Annotated in this window: 22 protein-coding genes; 9 read left to right on the plus strand and 13 right to left on the minus strand. The window is 73.1% G+C overall.

Annotation, left to right across the window (positions count from 1 at the left end; all coding sequences use genetic code 11):
• Positions 1-79 precede the first annotated feature (79 nt).
• On the minus strand, positions 80-847 hold the full coding sequence (locus ACH4RG_RS11940) for a S1 family peptidase (RefSeq protein ID WP_397916310.1): 768 nt from the start codon (positions 845-847) through the stop codon (positions 80-82).
• A 426-nt stretch (positions 848-1273) separates the two neighbouring features.
• On the opposite strand from ACH4RG_RS11940, the gene ACH4RG_RS11945 reads away from it, so the two are divergent.
• Positions 1274-2176, plus strand: a complete 903-nt coding sequence (locus ACH4RG_RS11945) for a hypothetical protein (RefSeq protein WP_397916311.1) — start codon at positions 1274-1276, stop codon at positions 2174-2176.
• 30 nt (positions 2177-2206) lie between these two features.
• Positions 2207-2962 carry an ankyrin repeat domain-containing protein gene (locus tag ACH4RG_RS11950; RefSeq protein ID WP_397916312.1) on the plus strand — a complete coding sequence of 252 codons (756 nt, stop codon included), beginning with the start codon at positions 2207-2209 and terminating at the stop codon, positions 2960-2962.
• A 3-nt stretch (positions 2963-2965) separates the two neighbouring features.
• On the opposite strand, the gene ACH4RG_RS11955 is transcribed toward ACH4RG_RS11950, so the two are convergent.
• The 3 genes from ACH4RG_RS11955 to ACH4RG_RS11965 form a co-directional block, all read right to left on the minus strand.
• Positions 2966-3538, minus strand: coding sequence for a GNAT family N-acetyltransferase (locus ACH4RG_RS11955; protein WP_397916313.1), 573 nt, complete (start codon positions 3536-3538; stop codon positions 2966-2968).
• A 53-nt stretch (positions 3539-3591) separates the two neighbouring features.
• Complete coding sequence (locus ACH4RG_RS11960; RefSeq protein ID WP_398160993.1) at positions 3592-4350, minus strand: VOC family protein; 759 nt, start codon at positions 4348-4350, stop codon at positions 3592-3594.
• A 187-nt stretch (positions 4351-4537) separates the two neighbouring features.
• Positions 4538-5470 carry an SDR family oxidoreductase gene (locus ACH4RG_RS11965; protein ID WP_398539458.1) on the minus strand — a complete coding sequence of 311 codons (933 nt, stop codon included), beginning with the start codon at positions 5468-5470 and terminating at the stop codon, positions 4538-4540.
• 121 nt (positions 5471-5591) lie between these two features.
• Here ACH4RG_RS11965 and ACH4RG_RS11970 point away from each other — a divergent pair, with 121 nt between their 5' ends.
• The 4 genes from ACH4RG_RS11970 to ACH4RG_RS11985 are packed head-to-tail and all read left to right on the plus strand — an operon-like array spanning position 5592 to position 9039.
• Positions 5592-6335, plus strand: a complete 744-nt coding sequence (locus ACH4RG_RS11970; RefSeq protein WP_397930053.1) for an enoyl-CoA hydratase family protein — start codon at positions 5592-5594, stop codon at positions 6333-6335.
• A 3-nt stretch (positions 6336-6338) separates the two neighbouring features.
• Complete coding sequence (locus tag ACH4RG_RS11975; RefSeq protein WP_397930050.1) at positions 6339-7229, plus strand: CoA transferase subunit A; 891 nt, start codon at positions 6339-6341, stop codon at positions 7227-7229.
• Positions 7226-7975, plus strand: a complete 750-nt coding sequence (locus ACH4RG_RS11980) for a CoA-transferase subunit beta (protein ID WP_397916321.1) — start codon at positions 7226-7228, stop codon at positions 7973-7975. The genes ACH4RG_RS11975 and ACH4RG_RS11980 overlap by 4 nt, the downstream gene beginning before the upstream one ends.
• Positions 7975-9039: an NAD(P)H-dependent flavin oxidoreductase gene (locus ACH4RG_RS11985; RefSeq protein ID WP_397930047.1), complete on the plus strand. Its 1065-nt coding sequence runs from the start codon at positions 7975-7977 to the stop codon at positions 9037-9039. Before ACH4RG_RS11980 ends, ACH4RG_RS11985 begins: the two co-directional genes overlap by 1 nt.
• Positions 9040-9422: 383 nt before the next feature.
• On the opposite strand, the gene ACH4RG_RS11990 is transcribed toward ACH4RG_RS11985, so the two are convergent.
• From ACH4RG_RS11990 to ACH4RG_RS12010, 5 genes are all read right to left on the minus strand, one after another.
• The gene (locus ACH4RG_RS11990; protein ID WP_397930044.1) at positions 9423-11090 is read right to left on the minus strand and encodes a DEAD/DEAH box helicase; all 1668 of its coding nucleotides are present in this window, start codon (positions 11088-11090) and stop codon (positions 9423-9425) included.
• Between the two features lie 185 nt (positions 11091-11275).
• Entirely contained in the window at positions 11276-11479 is a 204-nt protein-coding gene (locus tag ACH4RG_RS11995; protein WP_015607926.1) for a cold-shock protein, read from the minus strand.
• 287 nt (positions 11480-11766) lie between these two features.
• A complete protein-coding gene (locus ACH4RG_RS12000) occupies positions 11767-12924 on the minus strand; it encodes an acetyl-CoA C-acetyltransferase (RefSeq protein WP_397930041.1) in 1158 nt (385 codons plus the stop codon).
• Between the two features lie 42 nt (positions 12925-12966).
• Positions 12967-13578 (minus strand): TetR family transcriptional regulator, encoded by a 612-nt coding sequence (locus tag ACH4RG_RS12005; RefSeq protein ID WP_026290454.1) that lies wholly within the window; start codon positions 13576-13578, stop codon positions 12967-12969.
• Between the two features lie 30 nt (positions 13579-13608).
• The gene (locus tag ACH4RG_RS12010; RefSeq protein ID WP_397930038.1) at positions 13609-14391 is read right to left on the minus strand and encodes an SDR family oxidoreductase; all 783 of its coding nucleotides are present in this window, start codon (positions 14389-14391) and stop codon (positions 13609-13611) included.
• 115 nt (positions 14392-14506) lie between these two features.
• Between ACH4RG_RS12010 and ACH4RG_RS12015 the strand changes: the two genes are divergently transcribed.
• Together ACH4RG_RS12015 and ACH4RG_RS12020 are read left to right on the plus strand one after the other, a co-directional pair.
• On the plus strand, positions 14507-15652 hold the full coding sequence (locus ACH4RG_RS12015) for an acyl-CoA dehydrogenase family protein (RefSeq protein ID WP_397930035.1): 1146 nt from the start codon (positions 14507-14509) through the stop codon (positions 15650-15652).
• Positions 15652-16638, plus strand: coding sequence for an acyl-CoA dehydrogenase family protein (locus tag ACH4RG_RS12020; RefSeq protein ID WP_397916331.1), 987 nt, complete (start codon positions 15652-15654; stop codon positions 16636-16638). Before ACH4RG_RS12015 ends, ACH4RG_RS12020 begins: the two co-directional genes overlap by 1 nt.
• Positions 16639-16659: 21 nt before the next feature.
• Here ACH4RG_RS12020 and ACH4RG_RS12025 read toward each other — a convergent pair whose 3' ends face one another.
• The 4 genes from ACH4RG_RS12025 to ACH4RG_RS12040 form a co-directional block, all read right to left on the minus strand.
• Positions 16660-17193 carry a pyridoxamine 5'-phosphate oxidase family protein gene (locus ACH4RG_RS12025; protein ID WP_397930032.1) on the minus strand — a complete coding sequence of 178 codons (534 nt, stop codon included), beginning with the start codon at positions 17191-17193 and terminating at the stop codon, positions 16660-16662.
• Positions 17194-17295: 102 nt separating this feature from the next.
• A complete protein-coding gene (locus tag ACH4RG_RS12030) occupies positions 17296-17763 on the minus strand; it encodes a GNAT family N-acetyltransferase (protein ID WP_397916333.1) in 468 nt (155 codons plus the stop codon).
• Between the two features lie 82 nt (positions 17764-17845).
• Complete coding sequence (locus tag ACH4RG_RS12035) at positions 17846-18409, minus strand: HutD family protein (protein WP_398539459.1); 564 nt, start codon at positions 18407-18409, stop codon at positions 17846-17848.
• Entirely contained in the window at positions 18406-19155 is a 750-nt protein-coding gene (locus ACH4RG_RS12040; protein WP_397916335.1) for a vWA domain-containing protein, read from the minus strand. The genes ACH4RG_RS12035 and ACH4RG_RS12040 overlap by 4 nt, the downstream gene beginning before the upstream one ends.
• 143 nt (positions 19156-19298) lie before the next feature.
• Here ACH4RG_RS12040 and ACH4RG_RS12045 point away from each other — a divergent pair, with 143 nt between their 5' ends.
• Entirely contained in the window at positions 19299-20210 is a 912-nt protein-coding gene (locus ACH4RG_RS12045) for a rhomboid family intramembrane serine protease (protein WP_397930029.1), read from the plus strand.
• The last annotated feature ends 140 nt before the right edge of the window (positions 20211-20350 follow it).

The following is a 20350-nucleotide window of genomic DNA, read 5'->3' on the forward strand; positions in this document are numbered from 1 at the left end:
CCGGCCGGACGTGCGGTGATCCGGTGGCCGGCCCGGACCGAGGTCCGGGCGGAAGCCGAGGTCCGGGCTCGGACCGGGGTCAGAGCGAGCCGGCCGCGGAGGCGATGTCGCCCGCGAAGTGCGAGACCTCGGTGTAGACGCCCGGGTAGTTCGGGCGGGCACAACCCTGGCCCCAGCTGACGATGCCGACCTGGATCCACTCGTCGGCGTCGTCCTTGCGGAACATCGGGCCGCCGGAGTCGCCCTGGCAGCTGTCGACGCCGCCGGTGTCGAGGAGGCCGGCGCACAGCTCCTCACCGGGGACGAGGTCGCGGTAGGCGCTCTGGCAGTCGGCGTCGGAGACGAACGGGACGTCGGCCTTGAGCAGGTGGCGCTGCTGGCTGCCGCCCTCACGGTCGGCGCCCCAGCCGGCGACGGTGAAGGTGCCCTCGTCGTAGGTGCTGTCGGTGGCGATCTTCAGGGTGGGCTGGTCGATGGGCTGGGCGAGCTTGATCAGCGCCCAGTCCTTGCCGGTGCCGTTGTAGCCGGGGGCCTGGAGGACCTTGGTGGACTGGACCTCGACGGCGTCGGGGGACTGGAGGTCGGCGACGCCGCCGGTGACGGTGATCGAGGTGTCGTTGCCCGAACCGTCCACGCAGTGGGCGGCGGTGAGGACGATGTCCTGGGCGTAGAGCGCACCGCCGCAGCCCATGGAGAGCCGGACCATGAACGGGAACTCGCCCTGTGCGGCGCGTTCCCCGCCGACGATCGGCTGGGGGGCCGCGGAGGCGGGCTGGAGACTGACGGTCGCGAGGGCGACGGCGGCTATGGCGACGGAACACCTTTTCAGCGCGCTCAGAAGCTTCACGGAGGCCTACTTTCGTGGGGGGATTTCGTGTGGGGGGTTGCTGTGGGAGGTTGCCGTGCCGCGTTGCGGTACAGGAGTCCCCGTATGAAGCGCTGGGCGGTGGCTTCCGCACAGCGGTGCCGTGTGGGGTCCTGCGGAAGTGCAGGCGTACGGAAATACGGGTGTACGGAAGAGCGGGCGTACGGCAGTACGGAAGTGCTGGGGGGGGTCGCGCGGTCCGGCACGCGAGTCCCGGCCGGGTGACGACCGCCGGCGCCGAAGCCGACTAGTCATGTACCCGACAAGAACGATCCGATTATCGGTGCCGAGTGACCGCTGCCACAAGGTGTACTTTCCGGCCAAGATCGTCAGGGCGCATTCACGACCCCCTCCCCGGCCCGGCATACAGTGGAGGTCCGTCGACCGTCACGGATGGGGGGTTCCGACGTGGCGAACGGCCCTCCGGGCGCGCCCGTCGTCCATGGCTTTCCGCATCTGGACACGGTCCGCTCCGCCATCACCGCGCTCTACCGGAGGCTCTCCGCGGACGGCGTCCGCGCCTATGCCACCAGCCTCCCTCCCGTCGACGCCGCGTTCGCGGACCACGACGATCTGCATCTGGGGGCCCAGCGGGTGGCGCGCTCCCTGGTCCACCACCTCCATCTGCCCGAGGCCCGCATGATCGTCGGCTTCCGGGCGATGGAGCACGCGGCGAGCGTGGAACTGACCGCCGGCCCCGAGTACTTCATCGAGCTCAACGACCGCTTCCGCACCCACCGCAGGGACATCGGGGCGGCGCTCGCGCACGAGGTCACCCATGTGCTGCTGCACCGGCTCGGCCTGGAGTTCCCCGGCACCCGCGCCAACGAGATCCTGACCGACACGACGACGGCCTACCTCGGTGCGGGCTGGCTGCTGCTGGACGCGTTCCGGGAGGACGCCACGTCCCGCCAGAAGCTCGGCTATCTCACCCCCGAGGAGTTCGGATACGTCCTGGCCAAGCGGGCGTTCGCCTTCGGTGAGGACCCCTCTCCGTGGTTCACCAGCCCCCAGGCGTACACCGCGTACACCAAGGGGCGGGAGCGGGCACTGCACGACCTGCGCAGGCCCCCGCTGACCGCCGCGGGCTGGGCGGGCCGCCGCCGCTACGCCAAGGACCGGCGGTACGCCCAGGACCACCCCGGCACGAGCCCGGACCCGGACGTCCCGTACGCCTTCGAGACCGGCGACCGGGGACTGCGCGTCTCGTTCCCCTGCCCCACCTGCCACCAGCGCATCCGGGTCCCCGTCCGGGGCCGGTTCACCGCGCGCTGCGGACTGTGCCGGACCACCCTGGAATGCGACACCTGAGCACCGTTTCGGCCACCGTAGGATCGAAGCATGACGAACGAGCCGATCAGGGACGAACTACACCTGTTCGACGCGCTGTACGAGGACGAGAACGCGGTCGTACGGGCGCTGCGCTCGGGCGCGCCGGCCGAGTCGAGCGACGAGGAGGGCACGACGGCGCTCTATCTGGCGTCGGTGCAGGACCTCCTGGGGGCGGTGCGCCTGCTGCTCGCCGCCGGAGCCGACCCGAACCGGGCGAGCGGCCCGGAGGCGGGCGATCTGCCGCTGTGCGGGGCGGCGTGCGGCGGGCACACCGAGGTGGTGGAGGCGCTGCTGTCCGCCGGGGCCCGGCCGGACCTGCGCGAGGAGTTCGGTTTCACCGCGCTGCGGTGGGCGGTCGGTCTGGGGCAGGCCCCGACGGTGGAGGCGCTCCTCGCCCATGGCGCGGACCCGCTGCTGCCGGGCCCCCAGGGCGAGGCGATGCTGGTACTGGCGGCGCAGCGCGGATCCTTGCGGACGGTACGGGCGCTGCTCGCGCACGGCGCGGGGGCGGCGGGGCAGGAGTCCGTGGTCACCCTCGCGCTGGCCGAGGCGCGGCGCGTCGCCGCCCTCGATCCGGAACGGGAGTTGCGGCGGCGGCTGGAGGAGTCGTACGGCTCCGGCATCGAGACGGTGACGCGCCACGACCGCAGGGACGGCGAGGAGACGATGGCCGTGGAGCTGCTCCGGGACGGGGTGCCGTCGGCGGGCACGGACCAGCACATGGGCCACGGGGAGATCGCGGTCCTGCTGGGCGGACCGTCGTAGCGGCTACCGGGCTGCCCGCCGGCCGCGCTCCCAGACCTCACGGGTGAGCACGTACTCGACCTCGCCGCGCTCGGAGCCTTCGATGGCCTCCGGCCAGTCCTCGGTGTAGGCCCGCAGGAAGGTCAGCCCGGTCTTCTCCATCACGCGCCGGGATCCCGTGTTCACCGCCATGGTGTTGGCGGTGACCCGCTGGATCCCGAGGTCGGTGAACCCCTTGTCGACCAGGGCCCGCGCGCCCTCGGTGGCGTAACCGCGGCCCCAGGCGGCCCGGTTCAGCCGGTAGCCGAGCTCGGCGACGGCGGGGTCGTGGTCGTCCAGCGGCCGGAGTTCGAACCAGCCCAGAAAGGCCCCGGCGTCCTTCTCCCGCGCGGCCCAGAAGCCGCGGGTTCCGGTGCACGGGTGGTCGTGGAGGAGCCTCGGCAGGGTCCGGTCCCGGATGTCCTCGGGGCTCGTCGGCCGGCCGCCGTTGATGTACCGCATGACGGCGGGGTCGTTGTCGAGGGCGAGCAGGTCGGGGGCGTCGGCGTGCGTGACCGGGCACAGGACGAGCCGGTCGGTCTCCAGGAAGGTGCGCATACGGTGATCCTCACAGCCTCCGGCCGGGTCGCGCCACCCGATTCGCGCGGGCGTCAGCGGTCCGCTCCCGAACCCTGGTTGCGGGCCTGGATCAGGAACGTCAGCCCTTCCGGGCTGCGCAGCCGCACGACGCGGCGACGGCCCTCCCCGGCGAGGGTGACGAGATCCGGACCGTGGGCGCGGGCCCGGCGGATCACGGCGTCCGGATCGTCCACGGCGAGGGCCAGTTCCCACTGCGGCGCGGAGCCGGCGGCGGGGCCCGCGCCTGTGCCGGCCGGAGCGGGGCCGGCTTCCAGGAAGGCGGCCCGGCCCAGGGGCGCCCCCGTCGTCCTGGCATAGAACTCCCGGGCCCGCTCGGGGTCTTCGCAGGCCAGGACCGCGTGGTGGGGTGTGCCCTCCGCGGTGGCCGACACCGGCCAACCGGCGAATCCCCGCGGCCGCCAGAGGGAGAGGACGGCGCCCACCGGGTCGATCAGCGTGGCGATCCGGCCCTGGTCCCCCGCGTCGAACGGTGCGACGACGACCCGCGCCCCGTTCGCCACCGCCAGATCCGTACGGTGGTCCACGTCGTCGACCGCGAGGTAGGAGGCGATGTGGGGCGGCGTGCCGGGCGGGTAGACCGGCTGGGCCAGGTCGCTCACCCCGCCGATCCGGTCGGCCCCTGCGGAGATCTTGACGGCCCGCCGCCAGTCCTCCTCGTCCACGGCGAAGTCCCAACCCAGCACCGAGGAGAAGAAGGCGGCGGTGCCGGACGGGTCGCGGGTCTTGAGGTCCATCCAGCAGAACTCGTTCATCGGGCCGTGCCGCGTCATCGTGCGCTCCTCAGGTGCCCTTCGCTGGATACTGAATACCGGGCGCCCGCACGGGTGCGCAAGCGGGTTTCCCGCGACGTTACGGGATCGGCGGGGCGCGGTGCCGGGGCACGGGCGCCCCGGCGTGATCGGCCAGGCGCCCCCGGGGCCAGGCCTCGCCCGGTTTGCGGCAGGTCGACGACACTCCCTAGGACGCCCCGTAGACCTGCCCCGGCTCCTGCGCGTCCGCCAGCAGCCGGCGCACCGTTTCGCCCACGTCGGCCGGGGACCTGCGCGCGCCCCGGTCGTCGGTGGGGCCGGGGCGCCAGCCCTCCATGACGGTGATGCGGCCCGCCTCGGCCTCGAAGACACGGCCCGTCACCCCGTCGCTCGCGGCGGAGCCGAGCCAGACGACGAGGGGCGAGACGTTCGCGGGGGCCATGGCGTCGAACTCCCCCTCCCCCGGGGCCGCCATCGCCGCGGCGAAGGTCCGCTCGGTCATCCGGGTCCGGGCGGCCGGGGCGAGGGCGTTGACGTGGACCCCGTACCGGCCCAGCTCGGCGGCCGCGACCAGGGTCAGGGCGACGATTCCGGCCTTGGCCGCCGCGTAGTTGCCCTGGCCGACACTGCCGAGGAGTCCGGCGCCGGAGCTGGTGTTGATCACCCGGGCGACCGGCGCCCGGCCCGCCTTCGCCTCGGTCCGCCAGTGGGCGGCGGCGTGCTTCAGGGGCAGGAAATGGCCTCTGAGGTGGACCCGCATCACCGCGTCCCAGTCGTCCTCGTCGAGGTTGACGAGCATCCGGTCGCGCAGGAAGCCCGCGTTGTTGACCAGGGTGTCGAGGCGGCCGAAGGCATCCACGGCGGTGGCGACCAGGGAGGCCGCACCTCCGGCCGTGGCGATGTCGCCGCCGTGGACGACGGCTTCGCCGCCCGCCGCCACGATCTCGTCGACGACCTCCCGGGCCGGGCCGGCGGAACCCCCGCCCCCGTCGGGCCCGACGCCGAGGTCGTTGACGACGACCCGCGCCCCTTCGGCGGCGAAGGCCAGGGCGTGGGCCCGGCCGAGCCCCCGTCCGGCGCCCGTGACGGCGACGACCCGGTCCGCGCAGAGTCCGGCACGGCGTTCGGTGGGTGCGGTCATCTCATCTCCCCGTGATGGACGGCTGGTTGACGGCTGACGGCTGACGGCCGGTTGGCGGCCGGGGGCGCGACTGCTACCGTCCACCTAACAAATGTTTGGTGGAAAGGTAGCTGATCCTCCGATGAGTGTCTCCACCGCCCGCCCCTCGGACGGCGTCCGCGTCGTCACCGTGGACCGTCCCCCCGTCAACGCGCTCCCCGTGCAGGGCTGGTACGACCTGGCGGACGCCGTCCGGACGGCGGGCCGCGACCCCGAGGTCCGCTGCGTCGTCCTGGCCGCCGCCGGGCGCGGCTTCAACGCGGGCGTCGACATCAAGGAGTTGCGGCGCGATTCGGGGCACGAGGCCCTGATCGGCGCCAACCGGGGCTGCGCCGAGGCGTTCGCCGCGGTGTACACGTGCGAGGTCCCGGTCGTCGCGGCGGTGCGGGGCTTCTGCCTGGGCGGCGGGGTCGGACTCGTCGGGAACGCCGACGCGATCGTCGCGAGCGAGGACGCGGTCTTCGGCCTGCCGGAGCTGGACCGGGGCGCGCTCGGCGCCGCGACCCACCTGGCCCGACTGGTCCCGCAGCACCTGATGCGCACGCTGTACTACACCTCCCGCACGGTCACCGCGGCGGAACTGCGTGCCCACGGATCGGTCTGGCGAGTGGTCCCGCGCCTCGAACTGATGAACGCCGCGCTGGAGTTGGCGGATGAGATCGCCGCAAAGGACGGCCATCTGCTGCGCCTCGCGAAGGCCGCCCTGAACGGCATCGACCCCGTCGACGTCCAGCGCAGCTACCGCTTCGAGCAGGGGTTCACCTTCGAGGCGAACCTCGCCGGGACCGCCGCCCGGGTCCGCGACACCTTCGGCGAGGAGGCCTGAACCATGAGCACTCCCCCTCATGCGCGCGACAAGACGATGACGCCCGAGGAGGTCGTCGACCGGCTGAGCAGCGGCATGACGATCGGGATAGGCGGCTGGGGGTCGCGCCGCAAGCCGATGGCCCTGGTCAGGGCGGTGCTCAGGTCACCCGTCACCGATCTCACGGTGATCTCCTACGGCGGCCCTGACGTGGGGCTGCTGGCCGCGGCGGGCCGGATCGCCCGCCTGGTCACGGCGTTCGTGACGCTCGACTCCATCCCGCTGGAGCCGCACTACCGAACGGCCCGGCAACGCGGGGCGTTCGCGTTGACGGAGATCGACGAGGCGATGTTCATGTGGGGACTGCACGCGGCGGCGAACCGGCTGCCCTTCCTGCCGGTCCGCGCGGGCATCGGTTCGGATGTGATGCGGGTCAACCCCGAGCTGTGCACGGTGACGTCACCGTACGAGGACGGCGAGGAGTTCGTGGCGATGCCGGCGCTGCGGATGGACGCGGCGCTGGTCCACCTCAACCGGGCGGACCGGCTCGGCAACGGCCAGTACCTGGGCCCCGACCCGTACTTCGACGACCTGTTCTGCGCGGCGGCCGACGCGGCGTACGTCTCCTGCGAACGCATCGTGGAGACCCGGGAGCTGACCGAGGACTCCTCCGCCCCGCAGACCCTCCTCGTCCAACGGCACTCCGTCACCGGTGTCGTGGAGACGCCGGGCGGAGCGCACTTCACCTCCTGCGTACCCGAGCACCCGCGCGACGAGCCGTTTCAGAAGGCGTACGCGGCCGCGGCGGCGGACCCGGCCGCCTGGGCGGCGTTCGCGGCCCGCTTCCTGCCGTCGGACGGCGACGAGAAGGGCTACCGGCAGGCCGTCCGCACCTGGCACGAGGAGCAGAAGTGAACGCGTCGGCGACCGGAGGCATCACCCGTGCCGAGTACTGCGTGATCGCGTGCGCGGAGGCCTGGCGCGGCGACGGTGAGATCCTGGCCAGCCCGATGGGCGCGGTGCCGTCGGCCGGGGCGCGGCTGGCCCGGCTGACCTTCGCCCCCGACCTGCTGCTCACGGACGGCGAGGCGACGCTCGTCGGCCCTGACGGTGAGGCGGAGGGCTGGCTGCCCTACCGCAGGCACCTTGCCCTGGTGACCGGCGGGCGGCGGCACGTGATGATGGGCGCGAGCCAGATCGACCGCTTCGGCAACCAGAACATCTCCTGCATCGGCGACTGGGAACAGCCCTCCCGCCAGCTGCTCGGGGTCCGTGGCGCACCCGTCAACACGCTGAACAACCGCGTGAGTTACTGGGTCCCCCGGCACTCCCCACGGGTCTTCGTCGAACGCGTCGACATGATCTGCGGGGTCGGCCACGACAGCGCGCGGGCGGCGGGCCCGTCGGCCACCCGCTACCACCGCATCCCCCGGGTCGTCAGCGATCTCGGGGTCTTCGACTTCACGACGCCCGACCGCTCGATGCGGCTCGCCTCGGTCCACCCCGGCGTCACGGTGGACCAGGTCCGCGAGGCGACGGGCTTCGCGCTCACGGTCCCCGCCGACGTCCCGTACACCCGCGCCCCCTCCCCCGCCGAACTCGCCCTGATCCGTGAGGTCGTCGATCCGGCCCGCGCCCGGGACCGCGAGGTGCGGTCCTGATGCGCACCGCCCTGACCGACCTCGTCGGTGTCCGGCACCCGATCGTGCAGACCGGGATGGGCTGGGTGGCGGGCCCCCGCCTGGTCACCTCGACCGCACGGGCCGGGGCGCTCGGCATCCTCGCGTCGGCGACCATGACGCCGGATCAACTGCGTTCCGCCGTACGGGAGGTGAAGTCACGGACGGACGCGCCGTTCGGGGTGAATCTGCGGGCGGACGCGGGGGACGCCCGGGAGCGGGTCCGGATCATCGTCGAGGAGGGCGTACGGGTGGCGTCGTTCGCGCTCGCCCCGTCGAGGGAGCTGATCGCGGAGTTGAAGGACGCGGGCGTGGTCGTCGTCCCGTCGGTGGGGGCCCGGCGGCACGCGGAGAAGGTCGCGGCGTGGGGCGCGGACGCGGTGATCGTGCAGGGCGGCGAGGGCGGCGGCCACACCGGCGAGGTCGCCACCACGGTGCTGCTGCCGCAGGTCGTGGACGCGGTGGACATCCCGGTGGTCGCGGCGGGCGGCTTCCACGACGGCCGTGGCCTGGTGGCGGCGCTGGCGTACGGGGCGTCGGGCGTCGCGATGGGCACCCGGTTCCTGCTGACCTCGGACTCGACGGTCCCGGACGCGGTGAAGGCCCGCTATCTGGCGGCGACCGCGCAGGACATCACCCTGACGAGGGCGGTGGACGGCCTCCCGCACCGGATGCTCCGTACGGAGATGGTGGCGGAGTTGGAGGGTGCGGGCCCGCTGCGTTCCCTGTACCGGGCGCTGCGCCGGGCGTCCGGCTTCCGCCGGATCTCCGGCCTGAGCTGGCCGGGCATGGTCCGCGACGGCCTGGCGATGCGGCACGGCAAGGAGCTGAGCTGGAGCCAGGTGCTGCTGGCGGCGAACACCCCGATGCTGCTGAGGGCGTCGATGGTCGACGGCCGCACGGACCTCGGCATCATGGCCTCGGGCCAGGTCGCGGCCCTGATCGAGGACCTGCCGAGCGTGGCGGAGCTGGTGGGCCGGATCATGGTCGAGGCGGAGACGGCTCGCGCGACCCTGGGCACCGAATTCGGCCCGGCCGGCGCGTGAGGCAGGCCCTGGCCCACATCGGCGCGCGGCAGGGCTCTCCGCCGACGCCAACGGCCGGGCGGGCGTTTCCAGCCCGTCCGCGACACCCAGCCCGTCCGGGGCTTGAGGACAGCCCCGGCCCCCGTCGGCCCGAGGCCGGGCTCCGGCCGACACCAACAGCCCGTCCGGTGCTTGACGGCCCTGTCCAGCCCGTCCGGCGCTTGAGGACAAAGCCCCGCGCCCGGGGCTTTCGGGGCTCTGCCCCGGACCCCGGTCCTCAATCGCCGGACGGCTTGAGGTGACCCGGCCCTCAGCCGCCGGACGGCTTGAGATGACCCGTCCTCCGCCACCGGACGGCTCGGGGCGGCCCCGGTCCTCGATCACCGGACGGCTCGGGGTGGGCCCTACGCGGCCCGACGTCCCCGCGCAGGCGCGCCGGAGCGCCCGGCGCCACGGGACTCGCCGCCCGATCGCGCCCCGCCGCCGGAACGCGCAGCCCCGCCACCGGAACGCGCCGCGCCGCCACCCGTGCCACCGAGCCCGGCACCCGTACCGGCCCCTCGCCGCCCACGTCCCCGGCTCCCGGAGCGCACCGCTCCCCCGCCGGAGCCGGTTCCGGTGCCGGAACCGCCCGACCGGGTCCGCTGCTTCGGCGCAGTCGGCTGCGGTACCTCGATCACGATCGCGACGCCCGAGGGCTCGCGGGCCCCCGTGATCCGGCTCAGTTCCGCGTCGCTGGAGGTGACCCGCGTGGTGCGCGGCGCGATGCCGGCGTCCTGCATCAGCCGGGTCATCTCGCGCTTCTCCTCGGGCAGCACCAGCGTGACGACGCTGCCGGACTCACCGGCGCGCGCCGTGCGCCCGCCGCGGTGGAGGTAGTCCTTGTGGTCGGTCGGCGGGTCCACGTTGACGACCAGGTCGAGGTCGTCGACGTGGATCCCGCGGGCCGCGACGTTCGTCGCGACGAGCGCGGTGACCTGCCCGTTCTTGAACTGGTCGAGGGTCCGGTTGCGCTGCGGCTGCGAACGTCCGCCGTGCAGGGCGGCAGCCCGTACACCGCTGGCGAGCAGTCGCTTGGCGAAGCGGTCGGCGGCGCGCTTGGTGTCGACGAACATGATCACCCGGCCCTCGCGGGCGGCGATCTTCGTGGCGACGGCCTTCTTGTCGGTCTCGTCCAGGACGTGGAGCACGTGGTGCTCCATCGTGGTGACCGCACCGGCGGACGGGTCGACCGAGTGCACGACCGGGTCCGTGAGGAACATCTTCACGAGCCGGTCGATGTTCTTGTCGAGGGTCGCGGAGAACAGCATCCGCTGCCCGTCCGTCTCGACCTGCTTGAGCAGGGCGACGACCTGCGGCATGAAGCCCATGTCGGCCATCTGGTCGGCCTCGTCGAGGACGGTGATGGAGACCTCGTCCAGTCGGCAGTCGCCGCGCTCGATGAGGTCCTTGAGCCGGCCCGGGGTGGCGACGAGCACTTCGGCGCCGCGCCGCAGGGTGGCGGACTGCTTGGTGATCGACATGCCGCCGACGACCGTGGCCATCCGCAGGTTCACGGCGGTCGCGTACGGGGTCAGCGCGTCGGTGACCTGCTGCGCCAGCTCGCGCGTCGGCACGAGGACCATGGCGAGCGGAGCGCGCGGCTCGCTGCGGCGTCCGGCGGTGCGGGCCAGCAGCGCCAGGCCGAAGGCGAGCGTCTTGCCGGAGCCGGTGCGCCCGCGGCCGAGGATGTCGCGGCCGGCCAACGAGTTCGGCAGGGTCGCGCCCTGGATCGGGAACGGCTCGGTAACGCCCTGCGCGGTGAGGGTCTTCAGCAGCCCGGCGGGCATGTCCAGGTCGGCGAAGGCGTCCACGGACGGCAGTGCGGGCGTCACCATCTCCGGCAGGGCGAACTCGCCCTGCGGCGGGGTGGCGCGGCGGCGGGCCGGGGGCTTGGAGCCGCCCTGGGCCTTGGAGCGGGGTGCGCCGCCCCGGCCGTTCGCGGGAGCCTGGGCGCCGGCGCCCTGGCCGCGGCCCCGGCCACGGGCCGGTCGCGAGCGGGGGGTGCGGTCCTGGCGTTCGGAGCTGGTCATACGGAATTGCCCTCCTGGGGGATTCCTGGGCAACTGCCGAGTGGGTTTACTGCGATGTGCCGGCCCGACCGTCTGTGATGCGCCCCCAGGATGTGCGCACGAAACGGGTTTTCTCTCGGACAGCACAAACCGGGGCCCGCACCTTCACGGTGCGGGCCCCGGTCAGCGAGGTACGCGTCCGGCAATTAGGCCGGGACGATGTTCTCCGCCTGCGGGCCCTTCTGGCCCTGCGTGACGTCGAAGGAGACCTTCTGGCCCTCCTGGAGCTCACGGAAGCCCTGGGTGGCGATGTTGGAGTAGTGGGCGAAGACGTCGGCGCCGCCGCCGTCCTGCTCGATGAAGCCGAAGCCCTTTTCCGAGTTGAACCACTTCACGGTTCCAGTAGCCATGTCATTCTCCTAAAAGAGGTGCAGTGCCGAGAACCCGCACTTTACGGATTCCAAGTCGCCGCATTGAGCCCCACCCGGAGAAAGCCGGAAAACAATAAAGCGCCTGAGGAAGCATTCCCGTCAGGCGCACATAAAGTTCATGGGTACCAAAACTGCAACGGGAAACACCCTAGCACGTCCTCTCCTCCGGCGGCGGAGCGCGCCGCGCCGCCGGAGGGAAAACTTGGCTGACCAGAAGGTGTACGGGCGGGGCCACCGGGGTCCGCCGGCGGGGCGGGGCCGGGTTCTCAGAGTCGCTCGACGATGGTGACGTTGGCCTGTCCGCCGCCCTCGCACATGGTCTGGAGCCCGTAGCGGCCGCCGGTGCGTTCCAGTTCGTGGAGCAGGGTCGTCATCAGCCGGGCCCCGGTCGCGCCGAGCGGGTGGCCCAGCGCGATGGCTCCGCCGTTGACGTTGACCCGCTCGGGGTCGGCGCCGGTCTCTTTCAGCCAGGCGAGGACGACCGGGGCGAACGCCTCGTTGATCTCGACGAGGTCGATGGCGTCGAGGGCGAGGCCGGTCTTCTTCAGCGCGTACGCGGTGGCCGGGATCGGGGCCGAGAGCATCCGGATCGGGTCCTCGCCCCGTACGGACAGGTGGTGGACCCGGGCCCGCGGGGTGAGCCCGTGTGCGGCGACGGCCCGTTCCGAGGCGATGAGCAGGGCCGCGGCCCCGTCGGAAACTTGGGAGGAGCAGGCCGCGGTGATGGTGCCGCCCTCCACGACGGGTCGCAGACCGGCCATTTTCTCCAGGGTGGTGTCGCGGCGCGGCCCCTCGTCCGCGGTGACGTCCCCGTACGCGACGGTCTCGCGGGCGAAGCGGCCCTCGTCGATGGCGCGGAGTGATCGGTGGTGGGAGGTGAGGGCGAACTCCTCCATGTCCCGGCGGCTGACGCCCCACTTCTCGGCGATCAGCTGGGCGCCGTGGAACTGGTTGACGGGGGCGTCGCCGTAGCGGGCGCGCCAGCCCTCGCTGCCGGCGTACGGGCCCTGGGTGAGGCCGAGGGGTTCGGCGGCCTGCCGGGAGGCGAAGGCGATCGGGATCTGGGTCATGTTCTGGGTGCCGCCCGCGACGACGAGGTCCTGGGTGCCGGAGAGGACGCCCTGGGCCGCGAAGTGGAGGGCCTGCTGGGAGGAGCCGCACTGCCGGTCGATCGTGACGCCGGGGACCTCCTCGGGGAGTCCGGCGGCGAGCCAGGACGTACGGGCGATGTCACCGGCCTGGGGTCCGACGGTGTCGAGGCAGCCGAAGACGACGTCCTCGACGGCCGCCGGGTCGACTCCGGAGCGGGCGATCAGCTCTTTCAGCACGTGCGCGCCGAGGTCGGCGGGGTGGGCGGCCCCGAGGCCGCCCCCGCGCCGCCCGACGGGGGTGCGTACCGCTTCGACGATGTAGGCCTCGGCCATGGCTGCTGCTCCTCGGTGCGCTGGGGATGGACCGGTTGCCGGTTACGTACGCAGGGCGATTCCGTCGAGCACCATCGAGAGGTACTGACGGGCGATCTCCTCGGGGCTGTGGTGTCCGCCGGGCCGGTACCAGGAGGCCGCGACCCAGACGGTGTCGCGGACGAAGCGGTAGGTGAGGCGGATGTCGAGGTCGTCGCGGAAGGCGCCTTCGGCGACGCCGCGTTCCAGGGTGCCGAGCCAGGCCTTCTCGAACTTGGTCTGCGAGTCGACGAGGTAGGCGAAGCGCGGCTGGGTGGCGAGGTGCTTGGACTCCTTCTGGTAGATCGCGACGGCGGGGCGGTGCCGGTCGATCTCCCGGAAGGACTCGGTGACCAGGGCCTCGATGGTCTCGCGGGGGCCGAGGCCGGCCTCCAGGACCGTGTCGTAGCCCTGCCAGAGCTCGTCGAGGAAGGTGGAGAGGATCTCGTCGATCATCGATTCCTTGGAATCGAAGTGGTAGTAGAGGCTGCCCGCGAGCATCCCGGCCTCGTCCGCGATCCGGCGGACGGTGGTGGCGTTGTATCCCTGGGCGGCGAAGACCTCGGCGGCGGTGGCGAGCAGTTCACGGCGTCGCTCCGGCGTGGGGGTCACCTGGGGCTTCTTCTTGGTAGGCACCCGGCCATTGTCCGCCCGCGGCCCGTGTGTTCACGCATGCTGGCTGCTGACGGGGACGACCTCGCCGGTCATGTACGAGGAGTAGCCGCTGGCGAGGAAGACGATCACGTTGGCGACCTCCCAGGGTTCGGCGTACCGGCCCAAGGCCTCCTTCGCGGTGAGTTCGGCGAGGAGTTCGGGGGAGGTGACCTTGGCGAGATGCGGGTGCATGGCGAGGCTGGGGGCGACGGCGTTGACGCGTACGCCGTAGTCGGCGGCCTCGACGGCGGCGCAGCGGGTGAGGGCCATGACGCCGGCCTTGGCGGCGGCGTAGTGGGCCTGGCCGCGCTGGGCACGCCAGCCGACGACGGAGGCGTTGTTGACGAGGACTCCCCCGGCGCCGGCGGCCTTGAGGGAGCGCAGGGCGGCGCGGGTGCAGCGGAAGGTGCCGTTCAGGGTGACGTCGAGGATCTTCGTCCACTGGTCGTCGGTCATCTCCGTGAGTTCGGCGGTGCCGCCGAGGCCCGCGTTGTTGACGACGATGTCCAGGCCGCCGTGGGTGCGTTCGGCGTGTGCGAAGAGGGCCCCGACCTGGTCCTCTTCGGTGACGTCGCAGGTCAGGTGGGTGACGCGGTCGGGTCCGAACGTGGCGGCGAGGGCGTGCGCGCTCTCCTTCAGCCGGCGGGCGTGGGCGTCGCCGATGACGATGCGGGCGCCCTCCTCCAGGAAGCGGCGGGCGGTCGCGCCGCCGATACCCGCTCCGGCGGCGGCGGTGATCACGGCGGTGCGGCCGGCCAGCAGTCCGTGTCCCGGCAGGTACGACGGTGTGTCCATGGCCCGGTCCCCCGACTTCTCGACGGTCTGTGGGTCGTACGTTAACCTACCAAACACTTGTTAGGGAACGGGACGCCTCGGCGACGGCGCCGACCGGTCGGAAGGCGGGCACCTCATGGATCTGGCGCAGACGGCACGGACAGCAGCCCTGCGGGCCGAGGCCCGGGCCTGGCTCCGGAACCACGTACCGGCCCGGCCGCTGCCCTCCCTGGAGACCGAGGAGGGGTTCGCGGCGCACCGGGAGTGGGAGGCGCTGCTGGGCGCCGGCCAGTGGTCGGCGGTCTCCTGGCCCAAGGAGTACGGGGGCCGGGGCGCGGATCTCTTCGGGTGGCTGGCGTTCGAGGAGGAGTACTGGGCGGCGGGCGCGCCGGGCCGGGTCTCGCAGAACGGGATCAGCCTCCTCGCCCCGACCCTCCTCGCCCACGGCACGGCGGAGCAGCGGGCCCGCGTGCTGCCCCCGATGGCGAGCGGCGAGGTCATCTGGGCGCAGGCCTGGTCGGAGCCGGAGGCCGGGTCGGACCTGGCGGCGCTGCGGTCGCGGGCGGTGCGCACGGACGGCGGCTGGCTCCTGTCGGGGCAGAAGACCTGGTCCTCACGGGCGGCGTTCGCGGACCGGGCCTTCGGTGTCTTCCGTACGGACCCCGGGGCGTCGAAGCCGCATCACGGGCTCACGTATCTGATGTTCGGGCTCGCCGAGCCGGGGGTCACCGTGCGCCCGATCGGGCGGCTGGACGGGAAGCCCGCGTTCGCCGAGATCTTCCTCGACGAGGTCTTCGTACCGGACGCGGACGTCATCGGGGAGCCGGGGCAGGGCTGGCGCATCGCCATGTCGGCCACCGGCGACGAGCGCGGCCTCACCCTCCGCTCCCCCGGCCGCTTCCTGGCCGCCGCCGACCGGTTGCGGGCCTTGTGGCGGGAGGCGGGCGACCCGGCGGACACGGCGCTGCGGGACCGGGTGGCGGACGCGGTGATCGGGGCGCGGGCGTATCAGCTGTTCACCGCCGCCTCGGCGGCCCGGTTCGCGGCGGGGGCCTCGCTGGGGCCCGAGTCCAGCCTGAACAAGGTGTTCTGGTCGCGTTACGACATCGCGCTGCACGAGACGGCGCTCGATCTGCTGGGCCCGGACGCGGAGCTGGCGGACACGGCATGGGCGGAGGGGTACCTCTTCGCGCTCGCGGGCCCCGTGTACGCCGGGACCAACGAGATCCAGCGGGACATCATCGCCGAGCGGCTGCTCGGCCTGCCGAAGGGACGGCGCTGATGCGTTTCCTCCTCCACGACGAGCAGCGGGAGTTCGCCCGGTCGCTGGACGCGATGCTGACGGCGGCCGGCACACCGTCGGTCCTGCGGGCGTGGGCCGCCGGGGTCCACACGCCGGGGCGGGCCCTGTGGGGGCGGCTCGCGGACGCGGGGGTGTTCGCGCTCGCGGTCCCTCAGGCGTACGGGGGTCTCGGGCCGCTCCCCGTGGAGCTGGCCGTCGCCTGCGTCGAACTGGGGCGGCACGCGGTGCCCGGACCGGTGGCGGAGACCCTGGCGGCCGGGGTGCTGCTGAGCGGAGCGGGCGGACCGGCGGCCGAGGAGTGGCTGCCCCGGATCGCCTCCGGCGGGGCGGTCGTCTCGCTGCGGCTGGCGGGGCACGGGCCGTACGCCCTGGACGCGGACGCGGCGGACGCGGTGTTCACGGTGGACGGCGACGAACTGCGGCTCGCGCCGGGGCCCGGGGAGCCGTCGGCGTCGGCGGACCCGGCGCGGCGGCTGTTCCGGCCGGAGGCGGGCGGCACGGTGGCGGCGGCCGGTCCCGGGGTGCGCGAGGCCGCGCGGGCGGCGGGCGACCTGGCGGCGTTCGCCACGGCGGCCCTGGCGCTGGGCTGCGGGGAGGAGCTGCTGCGGGCGACCGTGGCGTACGTGAAGCGGCGCACCCAGTTCGGGGTGCCCGTCGGGTCCTTCCAGGCGGTCAAGCACCGGCTCGCGGACACCCTGCTCGGCCTGGAGTTCGCGCGCCCACTGCTGTACGGGGCGGCGGTGGAGCTGGCCGGCGGGTCGGCCGGGGCGGGGGCGGCGGTCGCGGCGGCGAAGGCGGCGGCGGGCGAGGCGGGGTACGCGGCGGCCCGCACCGCGCTCCAGTCGCACGGCGCGGTCGGCTACACCGAGGAGCTGGACCTCGCGTGGTGGCTGCGCCGGGCCCGGCCGCTGCGGGACGCGTGGGGGACGCCGTCCGCCTGCCGGGCCCGGGTGCTGGCGGGCTGAGCGCCGACGCGCGGACCCGGTTCAGGACACGTCGGTCGGCGGGGTGTCGTCGCCGGTGCGGCGCACGGTGCGCAGCGGCTGCCCGGGACGCCAGGACCGGATGACCATCGCCTCGCCGTCGAGCCCGATGCGGACCACCTCGGTCAGCTCCGCCCGGAAGAGGTGGAAGGGCTCCGGCGGGGTCGCCTCCTCGATGAAGCGGGCGATCATCTGCGGGTCGGTGACCTCCACGGCCCGTCCGCTGACACGGACGTCCCCGTCCTTCAGCTCGGCGTCGGGCCCGGGGTTGGCCTGGAGCGCGAAGCGCGGGTCGCGTCGCAGGTCCAGGGCCTTGCGGGAGTTCGGCATCATGCCGAGCAGCAGCTCACCGAAGCGGAAGTCGGCTTCCAGACCGGTTACCCGGGGAGAGCCGTCCTTCCGCAGGGTGGCCAGGACGTGGTGCTTGTAGAGCCGGAAGCGGCGCTGCACGGTGTCGGCGAACTCGGGCTCGGCGGCGGCGAAGCCGTCCCAGGAGACAGGCGCGTGCGAGGGGGATGAAGACGTCGTGGATGCCATGGATGCCATGGAACACCGGATACCCGACATCTCCTGTCGGTGTTTGCGCGCGACAGGCGGGCGACTTCCGCCGCGCCGAACGCCGTCACCGCCGTCACCGCCTCAGGCGTGGTTCTCCGGAGCCGGCCGGGTGAGCCTCAGCATGACCTCGTCGTACTCCTCGTCGACGCGACGACTCTCCTCCACGAAGCCCATCCGGGCGTAGAAGCTCCGGGCCCCTCTGTTCTTCTCGTACACCTCAAGGGTCAACGCCCCGTGCAGCGCCGCCGCGTGTTCGACCAGGCGCCGACCCACCCCGGTGCCCTGTGCCTCCGGGGCCACGAAGAGACCGCCGATCTCGGTGTCCAGGAGGCCCAGGAGAGCTACCACACGGCCGTCCGTCTCGGCGACCCAGTTCTCGGCGTGGACGAGGTAGACCTCGCGCATCTTGCGGGCGCGCTCGCCCTCGCCCTCGCCGGGGATGAAGGGATGCGCCAGGCTGCCGGCCCGGGACCAGACGTCCACCGCCGCGTTCTCGTCGGAGGCGGCGTAGCGACGGATCACCGTGCGTTCGGGTGCGTTTCGGGGCATGCGCGCGACCGTATCGCGAGGCGGGGAGATCGGCAGCCGAGTTTCCCGGCCGCCGAGAGCGGGGAGCCGGGGAACCGGTCGGTCACGCGGCCGAGAAGGTGATCAGCACCGCCTGGCCCATCGTCCGCAGGACCCCGGGCGACGCCCCGGTCGCCAGTACCGCGTCGTAGCGGTCCAGCCTGACGCCCGCGCCCTCCAGCTCCGCGCCGTCGTCCAGGGAGACGGCCAGCACCGCGCCGCCCTCCGGTGGCAGCAGGCGGACCGTGCCGCAGACGACGGCGGTCTCCGCCCGCGTACGGGCCCTGCGGTACATGACGTTGAGATTGACGACGGGGCCGCCCAGCAGGAAACCCTCGGTGGGCAGGTCGCCGGGGAAGCCGTGCGGCCACAGCGGCTCGTCGACGATGTGGTGCTCGCCGCCGACGACGAGGTCCATGCCCGCGCCCTCGACCACGGTCAGCACGCGCTCCACGCCCGGAAAAGCGGAGAACGGCCCGTCGGCGGTGACGTCCGCCAGGCTCACCCGCCAGTCGAAGCCGTCCGTCCCGGCGCCCTCGGGGCCGGTGGCGATCTCGCGGACCGTCCCGCCGCCGTTCTTCCACGGGACGGGCTCGCGGTCGGCGGCGCGCAGGATCCGTACCGTCATCGGACGATCCCCCGCTCCCGGGCGGCGGCCAGCCAGAGCGGGAACTCGGCGACGATCCGTTCGTACAGCTCGGGGTCCGGGACCTTCCGGGGGTCCTCGCCGGCGTGGAAGTATCCGGCGTTGTCGACCATCCGCCTGGCGGGGACGGCCAGCTCGTCGAGCTTGCGCAGGAAGTCGAACTGACTGCTGCGGGTGTTGCCGAAGCCGACGAACTGCCAGAACAGGGGCAACTTCGCCGCCTTGCAGAGGTAGCGCTCGGCGGCGAGCTTGTTGATCGGCCCGCCGTCCGTCTGGAAGACGACCAGGGCGGGCGCCGTGGAGCCGCTGTCGAGGTAGTGGTCGATGACCGCGTCCATCGCCAGGTGGTAGCTGGTCCTGCCCATGTGCCCGAGCCCCGCCCGGATCTCGTCGATCCGGCCGCGGTGGTTGTCGAGGGCGATGTCGGTGACCGCGTCGACGTCGGTGGAGAAGAAGACGACGGGCACCGTGCCGTCGTCGTCGAGGTTGGCCGACAGCCCCAGCACCCGGTCGGCCAGCGCCTGGACACTGCCGTCGTTGTAGTACGGCTTCATCGAGCCGGAGTGGTCGAGGACGAGGTAGACGGCCGCGCGGTGACCGCCGAGGCCGTGCTTCTCCAGCGAGGTCCGGGCGCTCGTGTAGTGGCCGACCAGGGCCGGAGCCGTCTCCCGCACCTTGGTGAGGCTGATGGCCGGGCCGGTGCCCACGGCCGTGATCGCGCCGTTCATGACGGGCCCCCGTTCTGTGCTCCGCGGACCTCGAGCGTAGGCCACGACCGGCCCCGGTCTTAACGCCGGTCACTCCGGTTCGCTATCTTGATCGCCGCCGCCCCCACCGGCCCCGTTGCACATCCCCAGTGAAGGAGCCGGCCATGGAGGCCGCCGCCACCGTGTGTTACCGCCATCCGTCCTACGAGACGTATGTCCGATGCACCCGTTGCGACCGCTACATCTGCCCGGACTGCATGCGGGAGGCAGCCGTAGGGCACCACTGCGTGGAGTGCGTGAGGGAGGGGCAGCGCTCGGTGCGCCAGGCCCGCACGGTCTTCGGCGGCGCGGTGTCCCGGGCGACGGCGCCGATCGTGACGTACGTCCTGATGGCGCTCAACGTCCTCGTCTACGTCGGCGAGGTGGTCAGGCCGGAGATCGTGGACCGGTTCGCGGTGCTCGGGGCGGCGCTCACCGGGCCGGACGGCGAGCAGTACTACTACCGGGGTGACACGTACGCCGGGTACGAGCTGACGGGCATCGCGGACGGGGAGTGGTACCGGCTGGTGACCGGGGCCTTCCTGCACCTTCCGCCGGACGCCTCGTTCGGGGTGATGCACCTGGTGTTCAACATGTTCGCGCTGTGGAACATCGGCCGGGCGGTGGAGGGCCAGCTCGGGCGGGCCCGCTATCTGGCGCTGTATCTGCTGTCGGCGGTGGGCGGTTCGGTCCTGGTGTACCTGCTGGCCCCGGACACCTCGACGGTCGGCGCCTCGGGCGCGGTCTTCGGGCTGGCGGCCGCGTACTGGGTCATCCACCGGCGGCTCGGCCGTGACATGGCGGCGGTCAACCGTTTCATGGCCGGATTCCTGCTCTGGATGCTGATCTCGGCCGCGTTCACGTCGTGGCAGGGGCACCTGGGCGGTCTGCTGACCGGGGCGCTGGTGACGTACGCTCTCGCCTTCGCGCCGGCGAAGCTGCGGGTGTGGCCGGTCCAGCTCGCGGGCGGGCTGGTGCTGGCGGGCCTGTTCGCGGTGGCGGTGGTGCTGAAGACCTCGGCTCTGACGGGCGGCTGAGGCCGGGCGGCGCTGAGGCCGGGTCCCGTAACGGGAACCCGGCCCCGGACGCGCCACGGCGCCCGCTGGAGTCCGGTCGGGGACAGGCAGGCGCCGCGTTCAGTTCCGTACGCCGTTGTACGGGACGTCTTGTGGGGGCT

The sequence above is a fragment of the Streptomyces sp. NPDC021019 genome (genome assembly GCF_044333295.1).
Taxonomy (GTDB): domain Bacteria; phylum Actinomycetota; class Actinomycetes; order Streptomycetales; family Streptomycetaceae; genus Streptomyces.